13 protein-coding genes and 1 riboswitch are annotated in these 18332 nt (G+C 56.1%); of the genes, 8 read left to right on the top strand and 5 right to left on the bottom strand.

The window, feature by feature from the left end; translation table 11 throughout:
• Positions 1-2 precede the first annotated feature (2 nt).
• A complete protein-coding gene (locus AB7E06_RS13660; RefSeq protein WP_108728504.1) occupies positions 3-809 on the bottom strand; it encodes a thiazole synthase in 807 nt (268 codons plus the stop codon).
• Between the two features lie 489 nt (positions 810-1298).
• On the opposite strand from AB7E06_RS13660, the gene AB7E06_RS13665 reads away from it, so the two are divergent.
• The 4 genes from AB7E06_RS13665 (at position 1299) to AB7E06_RS13680 (ending at position 5895) form a co-directional block, all read left to right on the top strand.
• Positions 1299-1616 (top strand): hypothetical protein, encoded by a 318-nt coding sequence (locus tag AB7E06_RS13665; protein WP_094197826.1) that lies wholly within the window; start codon positions 1299-1301, stop codon positions 1614-1616.
• A 296-nt stretch (positions 1617-1912) separates the two neighbouring features.
• Complete coding sequence (locus AB7E06_RS13670; protein WP_264672074.1) at positions 1913-2425, top strand: sigma-70 family RNA polymerase sigma factor; 513 nt, start codon at positions 1913-1915, stop codon at positions 2423-2425.
• Positions 2426-2430: 5 nt separating this feature from the next.
• Entirely contained in the window at positions 2431-3408 is a 978-nt protein-coding gene (locus tag AB7E06_RS13675) for a FecR family protein (RefSeq protein ID WP_427957308.1), read from the top strand.
• Positions 3409-3471: 63 nt separating this feature from the next.
• Positions 3472-5895 (top strand): TonB-dependent siderophore receptor, encoded by a 2424-nt coding sequence (locus AB7E06_RS13680; protein ID WP_427957310.1) that lies wholly within the window; start codon positions 3472-3474, stop codon positions 5893-5895.
• A gap of 18 nt (positions 5896-5913) precedes the next feature.
• Here AB7E06_RS13680 and AB7E06_RS13685 read toward each other — a convergent pair whose 3' ends face one another.
• On the bottom strand, positions 5914-6912 hold the full coding sequence (locus AB7E06_RS13685; RefSeq protein ID WP_094197823.1) for an ABC transporter substrate-binding protein: 999 nt from the start codon (positions 6910-6912) through the stop codon (positions 5914-5916).
• A 143-nt stretch (positions 6913-7055) separates the two neighbouring features.
• Positions 7056-8921 (bottom strand): TonB-dependent receptor domain-containing protein, encoded by a 1866-nt coding sequence (locus AB7E06_RS13690; RefSeq protein ID WP_094197822.1) that lies wholly within the window; start codon positions 8919-8921, stop codon positions 7056-7058.
• 69 nt (positions 8922-8990) lie between these two features.
• Positions 8991-9156: riboswitch (cobalamin riboswitch) on the bottom strand.
• A gap of 143 nt (positions 9157-9299) precedes the next feature.
• On the opposite strand from AB7E06_RS13690, the gene metH reads away from it, so the two are divergent.
• Both metH and AB7E06_RS13700 read left to right on the top strand, forming a co-directional pair.
• A complete protein-coding gene (gene metH / locus AB7E06_RS13695; protein WP_321268720.1) occupies positions 9300-13073 on the top strand; it encodes a methionine synthase in 3774 nt (1257 codons plus the stop codon).
• Position 13074: 1 nt separating this feature from the next.
• Positions 13075-13905, top strand: a complete 831-nt coding sequence (locus AB7E06_RS13700) for a helix-turn-helix transcriptional regulator (RefSeq protein WP_094197820.1) — start codon at positions 13075-13077, stop codon at positions 13903-13905.
• 133 nt (positions 13906-14038) lie between these two features.
• Here AB7E06_RS13700 and AB7E06_RS13705 read toward each other — a convergent pair whose 3' ends face one another.
• On the bottom strand, positions 14039-14890 hold the full coding sequence (locus AB7E06_RS13705; protein WP_094197819.1) for an AraC family transcriptional regulator: 852 nt from the start codon (positions 14888-14890) through the stop codon (positions 14039-14041).
• A gap of 218 nt (positions 14891-15108) precedes the next feature.
• Here AB7E06_RS13705 and AB7E06_RS13710 point away from each other — a divergent pair, with 218 nt between their 5' ends.
• Together AB7E06_RS13710 and AB7E06_RS13715 are read left to right on the top strand one after the other, a co-directional pair.
• The gene (locus tag AB7E06_RS13710; protein ID WP_094197818.1) at positions 15109-15999 is read left to right on the top strand and encodes a DMT family transporter; all 891 of its coding nucleotides are present in this window, start codon (positions 15109-15111) and stop codon (positions 15997-15999) included.
• A 56-nt stretch (positions 16000-16055) separates the two neighbouring features.
• Positions 16056-16754, top strand: a complete 699-nt coding sequence (locus AB7E06_RS13715; RefSeq protein WP_094198437.1) for a B3/B4 domain-containing protein — start codon at positions 16056-16058, stop codon at positions 16752-16754.
• Between the two features lie 85 nt (positions 16755-16839).
• On the opposite strand, the gene AB7E06_RS13720 is transcribed toward AB7E06_RS13715, so the two are convergent.
• Positions 16840-18273, bottom strand: coding sequence for a DHA2 family efflux MFS transporter permease subunit (locus AB7E06_RS13720; RefSeq protein WP_094197817.1), 1434 nt, complete (start codon positions 18271-18273; stop codon positions 16840-16842).
• Positions 18274-18332 lie beyond the last annotated feature (59 nt).

Consider the following 18332-nt stretch of genomic DNA (forward strand, 5'->3'; position numbering starts at 1 on the left):
GATCAGGTACGGGAGTGAATCAGCCCTTCGGTAGGGGAGCTGGGGTCGGCATCGTAGTATTTGCGGGGTACACGGCCAGCCAGATACGCCTGGCGACCGGCTTGTACTGCCAGGTTCATGGCACTGGCCATCATTACAGGCTGACGGGCACCGGCAATGGCGGTGTTCATCAGGACACCATCACAGCCCAGCTCCATGGCAATAGCGGCATCCGAGGCCGTACCGACACCGGCATCCACCAGCACCGGCACCTTGCTCTGATCGATGATCAGGCGCAAGTTCCAGGGGTTGATAATGCCCATGCCCGAACCGATCAGGGAGGCCAAAGGCATGATGGCCACACAGCCAATATCTTCCAGCATACGGGCCTGGATAGGATCATCAGCGCAATACACCATCACATCAAAACCTTCATCCACCAGGGTTTTGGCGGCTTTCAGGGTTTCGGGCATATTGGGGAACAGATTGCCGGAGTCGCCCAGCACTTCCAGTTTGACCAGCTTGTGACCGTCCAGCAGTTCGCGGGCCAGACGCAAGGTCCGCACGGCGTCATCGGCGGTGTAGCAACCCGCAGTGTTGGGCAGCAGGGTGTATTTGGAAGGGGGCAGGTAATCGAGCAGATTGGGCTCGTTGGCGTTCTGGCCGATATTGGTGCGGCGAATGGCCACGGTCACAATGTCAGCGCCGCTGGCTTCAATAGCCAGACGAGTTTCATCAAAATCTTTGTATTTACCGGTGCCTACCAACAGCCTGGATTGGTAGCTGGTTCCGGCCAGGATAAAGGGGTCGTTGTTCACTGTTTGGGTCATGGTGGTGCTTTGTTGCGCATCCGTCTTTGGTGACGGAGAGATAAGTGATTTTTGCTGGGCAAACACTGCAAGAATAATCCATTTGGCCGGTACTCGCAGGAAAACCCTTATATAAGCTTGCTGGTGTTCGGGGGGAAGGGCGCGTGAGCAGCAGGCAGTAAAGCCTCTTCAGTCGGGGGCTTGTGGGTGCCCTGCAAAATCACATATCCCTAAGTATAAATTTGATGTCCACAAGGTGATGGAAAGTGTGCCAATGCCTGACAGACAAGCCTTGGGTCAGGTGCGAAAATATCGTTGGTGCAAAAACCGTTGCCCTTTTTTTAACTACTCACGTTTAAAAGTAAATGGACCCTGATCCTTCTATATGGCTTTGTTCCTGTAAAGGGCAAACCTTCTTAATGACCAGTCAATTGGACGCTGGACCACAAAGCGGGCCCCTCTGATGAGGTGAGCACTCTTTCTGGGCCCTCGTGTCCGAAGGAGAATGCTATGTTCCGCCTCAACCTGTTCCGTTCTACTCCACACAATAATGCGCTGCAAGACGCTCTGCGCCTGGCTGCATCCCGCCAGCGCCAGGGCTACCTGCTGGAGCTGCTGCAAACCCACGGTGCGCGCGAGTTTGCCTATGCTCTTAACGACCTGTCCGGTCGCACCATTGAAAACGCACTGTCCACACTGCCTGCTGTAGAGCGCAGCCAGGTCCTCAAGCATCTGTCCCGTCGTGCCAAAGCCCGTCTGAACGATGTGGAAGGCTTGCGCTGCCAACCCACTCACGCTGTGCTGACCCTGCCGTCCTTTGTGATGTAAGGGTTGTTTTGCAGCGTCGTAGATGCCCCTGAAGTTTGGGGAGTGATCCGCGCCGCTGCAAGCTTCTCTGTGTTGACCCTTGGGCGGGCGTGGCCTTTTGGGCTATGTCCGTTTTCTTGATTTCGGCCCGCATCCGCTCTCCGTTTTTTTTAGATGACCCTTGCAGGGTGGTTAGCTGTTTTAGTGGTGATCTGTCGTGGCCAGACGACGCTTGCGGCCTTCGCCGTCAGAATCCTTGTCTTTTCATGTCATAATTTTGGAATGAGAATGATTATTGATTAGAACATTCAGGGTCTATGGACTATCCGTCAGCACCCATCGGGATGGGAGATTTCTATCAGGATCACCGTAGCTGGTTGTTGCGGTGGTTGCGCGCGCGTCTGCATTGCAGCTTTACGGCAGAAGATCTGGTTCAGGACACGTTTGTGCGTTTGCTGCTGGCCCCCTGTGCCGTTCATCATTTACGCCACCCCCGTGCGTTTCTGGCGACCACGGCCAGAAGGCTGCTAATTGATCGCAGCCGACGCATGGCTGTCGAACAAGCTTATCTGGAGGCCTTGGAGGCGACCTTGGCCCAAGGGGCGCAAGCACCCTCGGCCGAGCAGTGCGCCCACACGCTGGAAGTGCTGGCCTTGTTGGCCCAGGCTCTGGATGAATTACCCGCGCGGGCTCGCATGGTGTTCCTGAGCTGCTATCTGGACGGGGAAACGCAATTCACGGTGGCCAAGCGCTTGGGTGTCAGTGAGCGCACCGTGCGCAATGATCTGGTGCAGGCTTTGCTTCATGTTCAGACCTTGATTCCAGCTTGAGCCCCATGTCCAACGAGGAAATAGAGCGACAAGCCGCCCAATGGGTTGTGCTCTTGTCCGATCCCGAACAATTTACCGAACAGGCCCAGGCCGAGTTCATGGCCTGGCGCGTGCTGGACCCGCGTCATGAAGCAGCGGCTGCGGCTATGGAGGCGGTGCTGTGCAGGGTAAGAAAACTGGCCGTACAGGCTAATACCCCTCCTGGGCGCAGTGCGCTGGATGCAGGATTGTCAGCGCGGCCCAAGCTTTTGCGCGATTGGCGTCAGGGCACGATGCTCCTGCTCTGGGCCGTGGTGCTTATCTTGCCGATTCTGGCCTTTGTATTGCCTTGGTCCAATCAGTCTGTCCTTACCGCCGCTGGACAATGGCGCAGTGTGGTGCTGGAGGATGGCACTCGTCTGGAGCTGGCTGGGGCATCGCAAGTCAAGATTTTATATAGCAAGCAGTACCGGGATATTGAGCTGTTGGAAGGGCAGGTTCGTGTGGTGGTGGCCAAGCAGCCGGATCGACCGTTGCGGGTCTTGAGCAGCCAGGCCGTCTCGCAAGCCTTGGGCACTGAATTTATCGTGCAGGAGCAGCCTCAAGGCACCTTGCTGACCGTGCTGTCCTCTCGGGTTCTGGCGTATCCGCGTACCCAAGGCCCACAAGCGGCTCGCGAACTGGGGCCGGGCGATCAGGTGCAGATCAATGCGCAAGGCCTGGGGGTAAACCGCCAGACGGATGTGAACAGTGTCATACGCACGTGGGACCAGCGGCAACTGCTTCTGGAGCATGTGCCTTTGACGCAGGCTCTGGAGCAGATCACCCGCCAGTATGCCGGCAAAACACAGATCAATCCGCATGGCATGGAGGGCTTGACGGTTAGTGCTGTCTTGCCTGCTGACAAACCCTTGTCGGCCTTGGCGTTGTTGAAGAATTTGTATCCCCGATTGCAGGTGCAGAACACGCCAGATGAAGGATTGATGATTAATTTCAGGCCTTGATTGCCGCTTTTTTGGGCTCGTGCGTCTTTAACGGATAGACCTTGCCAAAGAAGGAGAGATTTCATGGTCCCGAAGAGTGCGCCGCCTTTGGCGCTTGTGAAGACGACGTTCATGCCCAATATCTGCCGCCGCTTGCTGGGTCTGGCTTTTGTAGGGGCCTTGATGCTGAATGTGGCACCGGCCTCGGCCCAGACGACCCAAGCTTATGCGCTGGAAGCCGGGGATCTGGCTAGCCGCTTGAGCCAGTTCGCTCAACAGGCCGGGGTGGCGCTGGTGATGGATTCTTCCCGACTGCAAGGTCTGCGCGCACCGCGTTTGCAAGGACAGTATTCCGTGCAGGACGGCTTTGCTGCCTTGCTGGCCGGGCAGCCGTTTCAGGTTCAAAGCCGGGATCAGGGCTATGTCTTGATTGCCCTGCCCGATAGTGACACCTTGGCTGACGGCGCCGGTGTGCAGTCTTTGGCCAGTATTGAGGTACGCCGCAATGCGCTGGGCGATATCACCGAAGGTTCAGGCACGTATGCGGCGGGCACAATTGCCACGGCAACCCGTTTGCGCTTGACACCACGCCAGACGCCGCAGGCCATCAGCGTGACTACACGCAAGCAGATGGATGACTTTAACCTGACCAGTATTGATGACGTAGTGCGGCATACTCCTGGCCTTAGCATCATTACTTATGACAGTGAGCGTACCGCTTACGAAGCACGCGGTTTTGGTGTTCAGAACTTTCAATATGACGGCATCCCCACCTTGCGCGATTCACCGTACTCGGCTGGCCATTCGCTCACGGACACAGCGATTTACGATCGTGTGGAGGTATTGAAAGGCGCCTCCGGTTTGCTCACTGGCAGTGGAACCCCAGGCGCGACGATCAATATGATTCGCAAAAAGCCGACGCGCGAGTTTCAGGGGTATGCCAGTGCGGGCTTGGGCACTTGGAGTAATTACCGTGGTGAAGCCGATTTCTCCGGCCCTTTGAACGAGTCAGGTTCTTTACGGGGCCGTCTGGTCGGCGCCTATCAGGACAAGAAAAGCCATCTGGACCACTACCAACGTCAGACTTTGGTGTTGTACGGCATTGTTGAAGCCGACCTGACACCGGATACCCGTTTGACCCTGGGTGCTGATTTGCAGGACAACGATCCCAAAGGATCAACCTGGGGGGGTATACCGATTTATGACGCGCAGGGTAACTTCAACGAGATGGACCGTTCTTTTAATAACGGTACGCGCTGGAGTCGCTGGAACCAGTACACCCGTTCGGCCTTTGCCACCTTGGAGCACGAATTCGACAACGGTTGGATGGCCAAGGTGCAGCTCAATCGCTTGATCAATGGTTATGACTCTGAGCTGGCTTCGGTAGCGGCTGGCAATCCCGATCCTTTAACCGGCAAAGGTACTTCCCTATGGTCTGGACGCTACGTGGGCAAGACAGTCTCCAATACGGCTGACTTTTATGCGACTGGTCCTTTTGATCTGTTCGGCCGTGAGCATGAGCTGGTGGTTGGCGCAGGTGTATCGCGCCGTCGCTGGACCAACACGTCTTACGGTGAAAACAGCAATGCCGATGTCTCGAATTACTACGAATGGGATGGTCGCTGGCCGCGCATGAACTGGCAGCACCTGGGCGACGACCGTGAAGTGACACGCGAAAATGGTCTGTATGTCAGCACACGTCTGAACCTGCGCGATGATTTGAAGTTGCTATTGGGTACACGCTACGCCAACTACAACAAGCTTGAGATGCGTGAGACAGGCATATGGGTGCCTTACTTTGGGGCTGTGTATGACCTGAACGATAATTTCTCCGTCTATGCCAGTTACACCAACATTTTCCAGCCTCAGAGCCTGCAAGACGAGGGAGGCCGTACTCTGGACCCCTTGCGCGGCGATAACTACGAGGTCGGTCTCAAAGGCGAATTCATGGGGGGGCGTTTGACGTCCAGCCTGGCTTATTTCCAACTGCGTCAGGATAACTTCGGCAAGGAAACGGGGGGGCGCACGCCATCGGGAGGCATCGCGTATGAGGCGACTCAAGGTGTGCGCACGCATGGCGTAGAGCTGGAAGTGGCTGGCCAGTTGACGCCGCAATGGCAAATGCATGCGGGTTACGCTTACAAGCTATCGCGCCAGGATGGCGATAAAGTGTCTACCTTGTCGCCTGAGCATCAGTTCAACATCTATACCACGTACGATTTTGAGGGTGACCTGACTGGCCTGACCTTGGGGGGCGGTGCCCGTTGGCAAAGCAAAACCTGGGGTGATGTCAGTCGACCCGGATCGCCGGGTAAGGTTCAGCATACCGTTGCGGGCTATTGGCTGGTGGATGCGATGGCGCGGTATCGCTTCAACAAGAATTTGTCGGCCACCTTTACCGTCAATAACCTGTTCGACAAGCGCTATTACTCTATGTTCTCCTGGTACAGCACGTATACCTGGGGCGAGCCGCGCAACATGATGCTGGCAGTGAAGTATCAGTTCTAGGCTGGAGTAGAAAGCCGTTCAGGATACCTGGGCTCGATAGCGATCCAGTTGCTCGCACAGCTCGCGAGTGGCCTCTATCAGCCTGGGTCCGGGGCGGTACAGCGCATCCGGGTTCAGGTTCAGCAAGGCGTGGGGGCTTAGCCCCAGATGTTTTTCCCAGAACAGATGGCGGGCGCGCAATTGGGCCGGATCACGGTAGGCCATGATGACCACCTGCGGGCGCTTGTGCAGCACGTCTTCCAGACTGATGGTGGGGGCGACGGCAGCATGGTGGGCATAGATGTTCTGTGCCTTGCAGGTGTTCAGCACATCCTGAATCAAAGGATCGCGTGCCAAGGTATATAAAGGCTCGGAACCGATTTCCAGAAACACGCTGACGGTCTCGCCCAGGCGGCTGTTATGGCGCAGGGCGGCAATCTGATTGTCCAGCAAAGCAGCGATGGGAACGGCGACATCGGCTGTATCCAGGCTGTCTCCTGCCAGACGGACAAAGGCGGGAATGTCGTCCAGTTTTTCAGGGGCGGCAAAGATCAGGCTGATATGGGTTTGCTGTAGCTGGCGCTGTAATTCAGGCCCGATCTGGTTGGCTTGCCAAGCCCAGACTTGATCGGGTTTTAGTTCCAGCAGCCGTTCGGGGTTCACGCGCAAGGCGTCCCCAACGCGGGGTAGATCCTTGGCGGCAGGGGGGTAGTCACTGGAACTGTCTACGGCGATCAAGTGGTCTTGAGCACCGGCGGCAAACAGGATCTCGGTAATGTGGGGAGCAAGGCTAATCGCACGGGCTGAAGCGACAGTTGTTGTGGGGGGGGCGTCTTGTTCGGCTGCGGCGTTTTGTGCTTTTTTATCTTGCTGCTGGCTCTGTACTTCTTGAGTGCTTTGCTTTGTGCTGGTCTGTGTCGGTGTCTGTGTCTGTGCTTCGGGCTGTGCTTGAATTTGCGCCTGTGACTGCAACGGGTCTTGTCCCTGCGCTTGCGTCAGGATGGGCAATCCTAAAAGCAGGGCGAGCAGGCAAAGCAATCCCCATCGCTCCAATCCGCTCCAGACAGAGCGCTTCGGGTGTTGAAGACGATAAGTCGTAGGCAAAGGGGGCATCATGCGCCTTTAAGTCAATGGCGCGGCCCAAGAGCCGCGCCAGAATCAAGCAAAGCTGATTTTACTGCTTACATGCGCCAGGCAAAGTTCAGGAACACGCTGGAGCCGGCGTTGTTATAGCCACGACGGGCCAGGGTGTAGTCCTTGTCGAACACATTGTTCCAGCGCAGTTGGGCTTCCAGGCTGGAGGTCAGCGGGTAGCTGGCGGTCAGGTTCAACAGTCCGTAGCTGCCCAGACGCTGTTCATTTTTCGCATCTTCATAACGATGGGAGGCGAACAGGTACTCAGCACCGGCTTTCAGGTCACCAAACTTGTGATCAACCGCCACCTTGTAGTTTTGCTTGGCGCGGCGCACCAACTGCTTGTCGGTGTTCCTATCTTTGGGGTTGGTGAAGTCGGCACTGGCGCTCAGCGTGGTGTTGCCCAGTTGCTTCATGGCCGTCAAGGTCACACCCGTGATACGTGCTTTTTCGGTGTTTGTCGTCGTGCAGTTTGAATTGGCATCACAAGCGTAGGTATTGATCATGTCGCTGATTCGGTTCTGGTAGACCACCAGACCCAGTTCAGTGGTTTCATCCGTGTAGCGGATATGGCCTTCGACGTTGCGGGATTTTTCGGGTTTGAGGTTGGGGTTACCCGAAAAACTACCGACCATATATGCCTCGTAGGGGGTGTAGAGGTCGGCAAAAGTGGGGGCACGAAAGCCAGTATTGGCGGCCACACCTACGGTCCAGTTGCTGGTGATGTCCAGGTCATAGCCCAGGCCACCCGTCACTTTATTGCCGTAGCCGCTGATATTGTCATTACGCACGCTGGCTTGCAGGTGGTGCTGATTGATATCGCCACGGTAGATCAGGGCAAAGGCATTGGTGTTGCGCTTGTCATCCTTGTGGACGGTGGTGTGCGTCATGCGCTCTTCCAGACGCTCGGCCAGCAAGGACAGGGTATGGCCTTGGGCAAAGGCCAGGTTGTTTTGCCAACTGTATTGGCGTTGCAGTGTGGAATAGCGAGAGGCAAAAGCGCGGTTTTCGACTGTTTCTTTGCTTAGCGAGGCGCTCAGGCGGCTGGTCCACAACTCAGACAGCTTGTTGGTGCTGGTCAGACCGTAGGTTTGCTGACGTGTTTGCGTGCTAGGGGGGCGAGAAGTGGACGTCCCGTTGTCGAACTGGCCGTCTATGTAGCTGTTGATGGCGGTCAGGCCCAGGTGTTGCCCTTGTGCCCATTCGTAGCCTAAGGATCCAGTCAGGCCGTGTTGGGTGTAACCGTCCTTGTCTGGGTTATACGTGTATATGCCCGCAAGTGGATTAGTAGCACTGAATCCATCGCTGGTGCCGTAGCTGGAGGCCAGGCTGTAGTCCCAGCCTTGAGCGGCACCCGAAAAACCGGCGCTGGCTTTGAAGGTGTCTTGCGAGCCCAGGCCCATATTCCCCCAGGCGCTCAAGGCACGGTCGCCACCGCCTTTTTTGGTGATGATGTTCACCACACCACCAATGGCATCCGAGCCATACAGGCTGCTGCCTGCGCCACGCACAATTTCAATGCGTTCGATCAGGGCGGGGTCAATGGCTTGCCAGTTCACTGAACCACTGGTGGAGCTGTTGATGCGCATGCCGTCGATCATGACGCGTGTATGTTGTGGGTTGGTGCCACGCAAATAGATCCCACTAACGGTTTGAGGGCCCCCTTCGGTGTAAATCTCCACCCCAGGCTGACGCTGCAAAATCTCAGCCACACTGCTTTGACCCGCTTTCTGCAAGGTTTCCTGATCAATCACCGTCACGTCACCCACCACGTTTTTCAGTGATTGAGCCATGCGGCTAGGGGTAACAACAATTTGATCCAGCTTGGCGACAGGGGCAGTTTGGGCCGTGGCGATGAAGGGCAGGGCGCCCGCCAGGGCGACCATCAAAGGTCGGATGGACAGTAGAGTCATGGAGATTCCTGTGGGATGTGCGTCCCCGCACATCGGTAAGCGAAGCCGCCCACCGTGGGACGGCCATGAATTCAGGCTCGAGAAGCAGGCTGGTGTCGGGCTTTGCGTGTAGCAGGTACCGTTGCGGGGGCAGCACGTTTGGCAGTTCCGGGGTGGAACCGCTCACGTTTCCCATTTGACTTTCCCAGGCCCACGGCTGCATGGGCCGGAAAGCACCTCTTTCCGAGCGGAAAATGTTACATGCCGCTGGCGCAAAGGTTAAGTGTTTGGGGTGGATTTGCCGTACAAGGCGCTACAATTGTGGCGCCAATCCACCATTCTCGCGGCTCTTGCTGTCAGATGCCGTCAACGTCCCGTTTCGTGCTACGGAGCTTTTTAGTGTCCTATCCTGCTTTGCCTTATCCGATCTCTGCCTATACGCGTGGTGCTGAATTTGCGCACCGTTTGGGGCAGCAAATTCTGATTCTGGACGGTGCGATGGGCACTATGATTCAGCGTTACAAATTGGGTGAGGCTGATTTTCGGGGCGATCGTTTTGCGGATCACCACAAGGATGTGAAGGGCAATAACGAATTGCTGTCGCTGGTGCGACCCGACATTATTCGTGAAATTCACGAGAAATACCTGGCTGCCGGAGCCGATGTAATTACGACCAATACCTTTGGTGCAACCGATGTGGCCCAGGGTGACTACGATTTGCAGGGCATCAGCTATGACCTGAACCTGGCTTCGGCTCAACTGGCCTGTCAGGCACGTGATGCCTTCAGCACACCTGAATGGCCGCGCTTTGTGGCCGGTGCCTTGGGCCCGCAGCCCAAGACGGCTTCTATTTCCCCGGATGTGAATGACCCGGCTGCTCGTAACGTCACCTTTGACCAGTTGCGCGTAGCCTATACCGAGCAGGTTCGTGCCTTGCTCGATGGTGGCGTCGATATTTTGCTGATCGAAACCGTTTTTGACACGCTGAACGCCAAGGCGGCTGTTTTTGCGCTGGAAACGGTCTTTGATGAGCGTGGTGAGCGCGTGCCGGTGATGGTGTCGGGCACGGTTACCGATGCATCGGGCCGGATCTTGTCCGGTCAGACGGTAGAGGCCTTCTGGAACTCCATGCGTCATGCCCGTCCCATTACGATTGGCCTGAACTGTGCCTTGGGCGCCGCCTTGATGCGTCCTTACGTGGCCGAGCTGTCCAAGATTTGTGACACCTATGTGTGTGTCTACCCCAACGCTGGTTTGCCCAACCCTATGGCAGAAACCGGCTTTGATGAAACGCCAGCCGATACGTCCAGTCTGCTGCAGGAATTCACGCAAGCTGGCTTGGTGAATATGGTCGGTGGGTGCTGTGGTACGACGCCCGAGCACATTGCCGCCATTGCCGAGCTGTGCCGCAAGTTGCCTCCACGCGTTGTCCCCGAGGTTCCTGTCAAAACCCGTTTGTCGGGTCTGGAGCCACTGAATATTGACGAAGATACCCTGTTTGTGAACGTGGGCGAACGGACGAACGTCACGGGCAGCAAGGCTTTCTTGCGCCTGATTCAGCAAGAAAATTATGAAGAAGCCTTGTCGGTGGCCCGTCAGCAGGTGGAGAACGGCGCGCAGATTATCGACATCAATATGGACGAGGGCATGCTGGACTCCGCAGCCTGTATGCACCGCTTCCTGAACATGATTGCCTCCGAGCCGGACATTGCCCGCGTGCCCATCATGATCGACAGTTCCAAATGGGACGTGATCGAAACCGGTTTGCGCTGTGTGCAAGGCAAGGCCATCGTGAACTCGATTTCCATGAAGGAAGGTATTGAGCCTTTCCTGGAGCATGCCCGTTTGTGCCGCAAATACGGCGCCGCTATTGTTGTGATGGCGTTTGACGAGCAGGGTCAGGCCGATAGCTACGAGCGCCGGGTGGAAATCTGCGAACGTGCTTACCGCTTGCTGGTGGATGAGCTTGGTTTCCCGCCAGAGGACATTATTTTCGACCCCAACGTCTTTGCCGTTGCAACCGGGATGGATGAACACGCCAATTACGGTCTGGACTTCATTCGCGGCGTTAGCTGGATTCACAAGAATCTGCCGCACGCGCGCTTATCCGGCGGTATTTCCAACGTCAGTTTCTCCTTCCGTGGCAACGAAGCCATGCGCGAGGCCATTCACACCGTCTTCCTGTACTACGCCATTCAGGAAGGCCTGACTATGGGCATCGTGAATGCCGGTCAGTTGGGCGTGTATGCCGATATCGAACCGCATCTGCGCGATCTGATTGAAGACGTGATCCTGAACCGGGCCGAACCCAAAGGCAAAACCGATCCGGCTGACGAACGCACCCCTACCGAGCGCCTGGTAGAAATGGCCGAGAGCGTCAAAGGCTCGGGCGCCAAGAAAGAGGAAGACCTGAGCTGGCGCGAAACCACGGTTGAGCAGCGTTTGATCCACTCTTTGGTGCATGGCATCACCAGCTTCATCGTGGAAGATACAGAAGAAGTTCGTCAGAAGATCGATGCCCAGGGCGGTCGCCCCATCAGTGTCATTGAAGGGCCCTTGATGGATGGCATGAATGTGGTGGGTGACCTGTTCGGTCAGGGCAAGATGTTCCTGCCGCAGGTGGTGAAATCTGCGCGTGTGATGAAACAGGCCGTGGCCCACTTGATTCCTTTCATCGAAGAAGAAAAACGCCAGATTGAGGCTGCGGGCGGTGATGTGCGTTCCAAAGGCCGTATGGTCATTGCCACAGTGAAAGGTGACGTACATGACATCGGCAAGAACATTGTGTCCGTGGTGATGCAGTGCAATAACTTTGAAGTGGTCAATATGGGCGTGATGGTGCCTTGTGCCGAGATCCTCGCCAAGGCCAAGGAAGTGGAGGCCGATATTGTGGGCCTGTCCGGCTTGATCACCCCCAGCCTGGAAGAAATGGCCTACGTCGCGTCCGAGATGCAGCGCGACCCGTACTTCCGTGAGCGCAACATCCCCCTGATGATTGGTGGCGCGACCACCAGTCGTGTACACACGGCGGTGAAGATTGCCCCGCATTACGACGGCCCGGTTATCTACACGCCGGACGCCAGCCGCTGCGTGGGTGTGGCTACTCAGTTGGTGTCAGATAACGTGGAAGAGTTTTTGGCCGAAGTGCGCCAGGAGTACGAACAAGTGCGCCAGCGCCATGCCAATCGCAAAGCCACACCGTTGATCTCGCTGGAAAAAGCGCGCCAAGACAAGCCAGCCATCGACTGGACCACCTACGTGCCGCCACGCCCCAAATTCATTGGTCGCCGTACCTTCAAGAATTACGACTTGGCCGATATTGCCCAGTTCATCGACTGGACGCCGTTCTTCCAGACCTGGAGCTTGTTCGGCAAGTACCCGGCCATTCTGGAAGACAAGGTGGTGGGCGAGCAGGCCAAGACCCTGTTTGCCGAAGGCCAGGCTATGTTGAAGAAAGTCATTGAGGGTCGCTGGTTGACGGCAAACGGCGTGATTGCGTTCTACCCCGCCAACACCGTCAATGGTGAAGATATCGAGGTCTATTCAGACGAATCGCGCAGTGAAGTCCTGTTCACCTGGCGCAACCTGCGCCAGCAAGGCGTCAAGCGTGAAGGCGTCGATAGCAAGTGTCTGGCCGACTACATTGCTCCCAAAGAAAGCGGCGTGGCTGATTACATCGGCATGTTTGCGGTGACTGGCGGGATTGGCGTGGACAAACTGTCCGAGCGGTTCCAGGCTGCTGGCGATGATTACTCCGACTTGATGATCAAGGCGCTGGGTGACCGTTTTGCCGAAGGCTTTGCTGAATGTCTGCATGCTCGTGTCCGCACGGATTTGTGGGGCTATGTCACCGACGAGCGCCTGTCCAACGAAGAGCTGATCGACGAGAAATACCAGGGCATTCGTCCTGCACCCGGTTACCCGGCTTGCCCGGAGCATGTGGTCAAGCACGACATGTTCCGCGTCTTGCAGTGTGAGGACATCGAGATGTTCATCACCGACAGCTACGCCATGATTCCGGCTTCCAGCGTGTCGGGCTTTTACTTCAGTCACCCGCAGTCCAAGTACTTCAACGTGGGCAATATTGGCCAGGACCAATTGCAAGACTACATCCAACGCAGTGGCCGCACGGAAGAAGACGTACGCCGCACTCTGTCGGGCGTGTTGGGTTGATATGGGAATGACGGGGCCTAATCCGGGCGGCGCCGAGAGCGCGTCCCAAACCCGGCGTCAGGCTTTGGGTCGCTTCTTGCGTCATGCGCGGGAACGCATCCGGCCTGTAGATCTGGGCCTGGCCCCTGGCGTGCGTCGTCGCACTCCTGGCCTGCGTCGTGAAGAAGTGGCTCAACTGTGCGATATCAGCACCACCTGGTACACCTGGATCGAGCAGGGCCGTGACGTGACCGTGTCCCCCACCGTCTGCGCCCGCCTGGCAACGGTCCTGAAATTGGCCCGGGCCGAGCGCCACTACCTGTTTGAGCTGGCCGACTGCGCCGACCCCGAACATTGGCAGGGTGATATTCAACCCTTGCCGCAAGGCCTGAGCGCCTGCGTTGATAGTATTTCCGCCCCGGCTTACATTCTGGACCGCAGCTGGAACGTACTGGCCCGCAACGAAGCCTTGTTGGGTTTGTTCGATGGCTGGCCCGACCGCAGCGAGCAGCCCAATTTATTACGCTATATCTTCCTGGACCCGGCAGCGCGTGAGCTGGTGGTGGACTGGGAGCAGCGCGCCAGCCGCGTCGTGGCCGAGTTCCGCGCCGACGTAGGTGCCCATGCCGATGAAGCCGATGTACAGGCTCTGATCCAGGAACTGGCGCATCAAAGCCAGGTATTCGCTTTCTGGTGGGGACGCCAGACCGTGGTGGAGCGGGAAGGGGGCTTGCGAGATTTTCGACACCCCAGCCAGGGCGTGCGCCGCTTTCAGCAATTTACCTTTCGCCTGGCAATACGCCCGGACTGCAAGCTGGTGATGTTGCTGGAGGATGAGGATAAGCCGGTTTAAATTGGCTTCCTTATTATTTATTTTTTAAGATTGATTTTATTGCCAATCAGGTTTCTTTTTTTCAATAAAATAAATTATCAAAATTATTGATTCATGATTTATTGTCTTGAATTACTTATCGAATTCTCTTCAATTACTTGAGCGTCGGAAAAGACTGCATTTTGCGAGATTGAGAGAGGGAGCCGGGTGTCAGGCCATAACTTGAGACGAAATGGCGTGTTAAGTGGCTTTGATCTGCAAAACCCGATAAAAGAGACGCTTGCAGCAAGGTGTGTCCTTGCATGATCAGGCGGCGCGCCATTTGCAGCTGACGCTGTAGCCGATACGCATGAGGCGGCAATTGCGTCACAGCTTTGAACGCCCTTAGAAATTGGAATCGGCTTAAACCGGCCTCCGTTGCCAGTTCATTAAGCGAGACCGGGATTTCCGGGTGAGCATCAAGACGAGCTTTGGCTCTGGCTAACTCGGCAGACAGAATCTCCGCTTCCGTGGGCTGAGTATTTCCAAGCAGTGGCACCAGAATCTGAAAAAGCTCCTGCTCCGCAATTTCATCTATCAGTCCTTGCTTGGGCTCGCGGTTTGGATCGGTTAATGCTGCGTACAGGCGCTTGAATGCCATGACCGCCGAGGGGTCGCCAAGAACAGGGTGGATAAACTCCACCCCGGCGCTATGCCCCATGGACTGGGCAAACTGGGCTATCAGCTCTGGGTCCAGATACAGCATGCGCCAGGTTCTTGCCTTGCCTTCTACGGGTCTTCCATCGTGAACTTCGTTGGGGTTGACGGTAATCATGTTGCCGTTGGTGGCTCGTACCTGCCCGCGGCCACTGGCAGAGTCCTGGGCCCCGCTGACCACCACCCCTATCCCAAACTGATCATGAGTATGCCGACCAAACGATTGGCTGGACATCGCTTCAACAGCGACGATATCTGTCTGCCCGCATACCCTCGCTTTGAATTGTTTACTGACCTTCATTTGGGACATTTCCTTTCCTTGTCTAAGAACACACTTCGTGTTCCTGGATGAATGGGGAAATGATTATTCTAGTCGTTTTCTATTTTTGTTTTTGTCAAAAAAATAGTGCTCCCTCTTGATGTCTGCGGTTTTCCTGTTTCCTTGCAATATCGTTCAAGATTTTTCTTGGTCAATGCTATTAAATGCCAAGGTTATTACGTGAATTGATTTGCGTCCTAGAGGAAAAGATGTCAAGTCGCACACTTGGATATGTATTGCTGTCCTTGGCCATGATGACGGTTGGATCGACTGTCATTGCTTCCAAGCTGATCGCTGGCAACATGCCTGCTTTTTTGGCAACGGCGCTTCGTTTTGCGCTTGCCTTGCCGGTTTTGCTTGCCCTGGTGTTCTGGCAGCGAGAGCGGTGGCCCAAGCTGTTGTTCCGGGACTGGGTTCTGTTGCTGCTTCAGGCCGGGGCGGGCAGTGTTGGCTATACGACCTTACTGATAGCAGGCTTGTCCCATTTGTCGGCGGCTGATGCGGGCGTGATCATAGGAACATTGCCCGCTGTGTCTGCGCTTTTCTCCGTGATCGTCCTGAGTGAGCGGCCAGGGCTAAGGCTGCTGATCAGCGTCGTGCTGGCGACCTTGGGTGTCATGGCAGTGGCCTGGAAAGGAAACGGCCCGAGTTCGTCGATTGGCATGTTGTACATCCTGGGGGCAGTGGTTTGCGAGAGCGCATTCATTTTGCTTAACAAACGCATCCCCGTGCCGCTGCGGCCTTTATTGCAGGCCACCACGATGACAGGTCTGGGCCTGCTGGTGTCCTTGCCCTTTGCTTTTCTTGAATTACCGCCTTCCATGCCAGATGCCGCAGCGATAGGCGCAGTGGTTTGGTATGCGCTTGTCCCTACTGTTGCAGGGTTTTTGCTGTGGTATGGCGGGGCAGCGCGAGTCAGTGGCAGCGAAGCGTCTGTGTTTACGGCGGTTGCTCCTTTGACAGCCGTCACCCTGGCAGCGCTGGTTTTAGGGGAGCAGATTGGGTGGGTACAGATTGTGGGTGTTGCCACGGTCATTCTTGCCATTTTTGTGTTGACCTTCCCGGTGCGAACCCGAGCACGAACCGTACTGACGCAATAGGCAGTGTGCTTGCCTGTATTTCACATTTTCAATTGGCGAAAGGTGCCTTGCATACCATGTACTTCAATCATTCTGACACTGTGTGGAACCGCTTTCCGGGGCTGACGGCATTGGTCCTGGTTTTACAAGGGGTGAGGGCAGCCGAGCTACAAAACGGTGCCCTGAACAGCACATTCACGAGGGTTAGCCAGTTGCTGGAGCAGGGGCCGGAGAGTGAACTCCCGTCTATTCAGGCCTGGCGTCAGGCTTATTCCCAGATGGGCATGAAGCCGACCCAATACCGCTGTGCGGTTGAAGCATTGCTGCGTCGCTTTCGTAAAGACGGACACCTGCCTGGCTTTCATCCTTTGATCGATACCTTGAACGCAGAGTCTATGCAGGCAGCCATTCCGATTGCGGCATTTGATTGCGCCCATATTTCTGGAGGCATCACAGTTCGGCCTGCCGATGGCACTGAAATATATCGAACCTTCCAGGGTGAGGTCGAGCATCCGACAGAAGACGAGATTGTGTTTGCCGATGAGGGCAACCATGCGCACTCACGTCGCTGGGTGTTCCGGCAGGGGGCTCAGTCTGTGGTATCCAAAGATTCAGATACGGTGCTGGTCGTAGCGGAGGCATTACATAAGCGGGCCCATGAGGATCTGGAGGCCTTGCACGAACGCATCACGATACGTGCGGCTGAGGTGGGTGTGTCTATTCAGAAAGCCGAGATGCTGAGTCAGTCATACAGGCGTTTTGAGTTCGTTTCGTAGCTTTATTACTAGACTAAAGCCCGTTGCAAACATGCTGCCTGATGAGGGGGCAAGCATGCCTGATGAGCTATAAAACCGTTCGGACCTACTTCTTCTGCAAAGACTCCCCATCACTGGCTGACAGCCGGGCAAAAGACAGGCTCGATATCGCCGTAATCGCGCCCAGAATCAGAAAGGCCCAGATCGTATCCTGGGTCTCTACGCTGCTGGCGCCGCGCAATGCCATGCTGACATTCAGCGTTACCGCCGCACATGCCACGCCCAGACTGATAGCCAACTGCTGCGCCATGGCGGCGAAACTGCTGGCCTGGCTCATGGCTTCGGATTCCAGGTCGGCGTAGGTCAGGGTGTTGACGGCGGTGAACTGCAGGGAGCGGAAGAAACCACCTGCAGTCAGGACGGCAATCATGAGCCACATGGGTGTGGTGGCCTGGAACATGGCGCACAGGGCGATGAACAAGCCTGTCAGCCAGGCGTTGACGATCAGGACTTTGCGAAAACCGTAGCGTCGGATGATGGGTGGAGCCACCAGTTTCATGCCCAGAGCGCCAATCGCCCCGGTGAAGGTGATCAGACCCGCCGACAATGCGCTCATGCCAAAGTTGGTTTGCAGCATGATCGCTAACAGAAATGGTGAGGCCCCTAGCGAGAAGCGGCACAGATTGCCGCCCAATACAGAAATGGCAAAGGTCTTGGTGCGTAGCAAGGACAAATCAATAATGGGATAGGCTACTTGCCGTGCATGCCAGATGTACCATGCCCCCGCGACCAGACCCGCCAAAGTCAGCCAGCCCAGGGTAGCCCAGCTAATGGTGCCGTGGCCTACGTTCTCGAAACTGGTTACCAGCGTGGCCAGACAGATGGCGCTCAAGATAAAGCCCAGCCAGTCCAGGGGCGGGCGTTCGGTGGGGTAGTCCTCGCGGATGTAACGCAGTACCAGAGCGATACCCAGTACCCCCACGGGGATGTTGATCAGGAAAATCCAGTGCCAACTGGCATAGGTGACTAAAAAGCCACCCACAGGCGGACCGATGATAGGGCCCAGCAAGGCGGGTAAAGTCAGCACCGCCATGGCGCTTAAAAGCTCATCTTTAGGCACCCGTCGCAGTAAGATAATGCGACCTACCGGAACCATCATGGCTCCCGCCATGCCTTGTATCACGCGGGAAATGATCAGTTGGGGCAGGGTTTGGGACAGGGCACATGCAACAGAACTGGCGGTAAAGAGTAGAATGGCGGCCAGGAACACCTTGCGCGCACCAAAGCGGTCTGCAGCCCACCCACTGATAGGAACGAATACAGCCACGGCCAGCAGGTAGCTGGTAATGATGGTATTCATGCGGATGACGCTGGTATCCAGCGATAAGGCCATCGTGGGCAGAGCAGTGGCGACAACCGTAGAGTCCAGCATTTGCATGAACAATGCACATCCCACAATGTAGGGAATAATGCGTATGGCTCGACGCTCTTGAGGGGACAGGGTTGCCGGTTTGGTGGCTTCGGTCTGTTCAGATGCCATGCGGCGAACTCTCTGGTGTGCGGTGCAGTAAACTCAAACTTTTCTGTTATCCAATTTAT

This window comes from Alcaligenes sp. (assembly GCF_050255915.1).
Taxonomy (GTDB): domain Bacteria; phylum Pseudomonadota; class Gammaproteobacteria; order Burkholderiales; family Burkholderiaceae_B; genus Alcaligenes; species Alcaligenes aquatilis.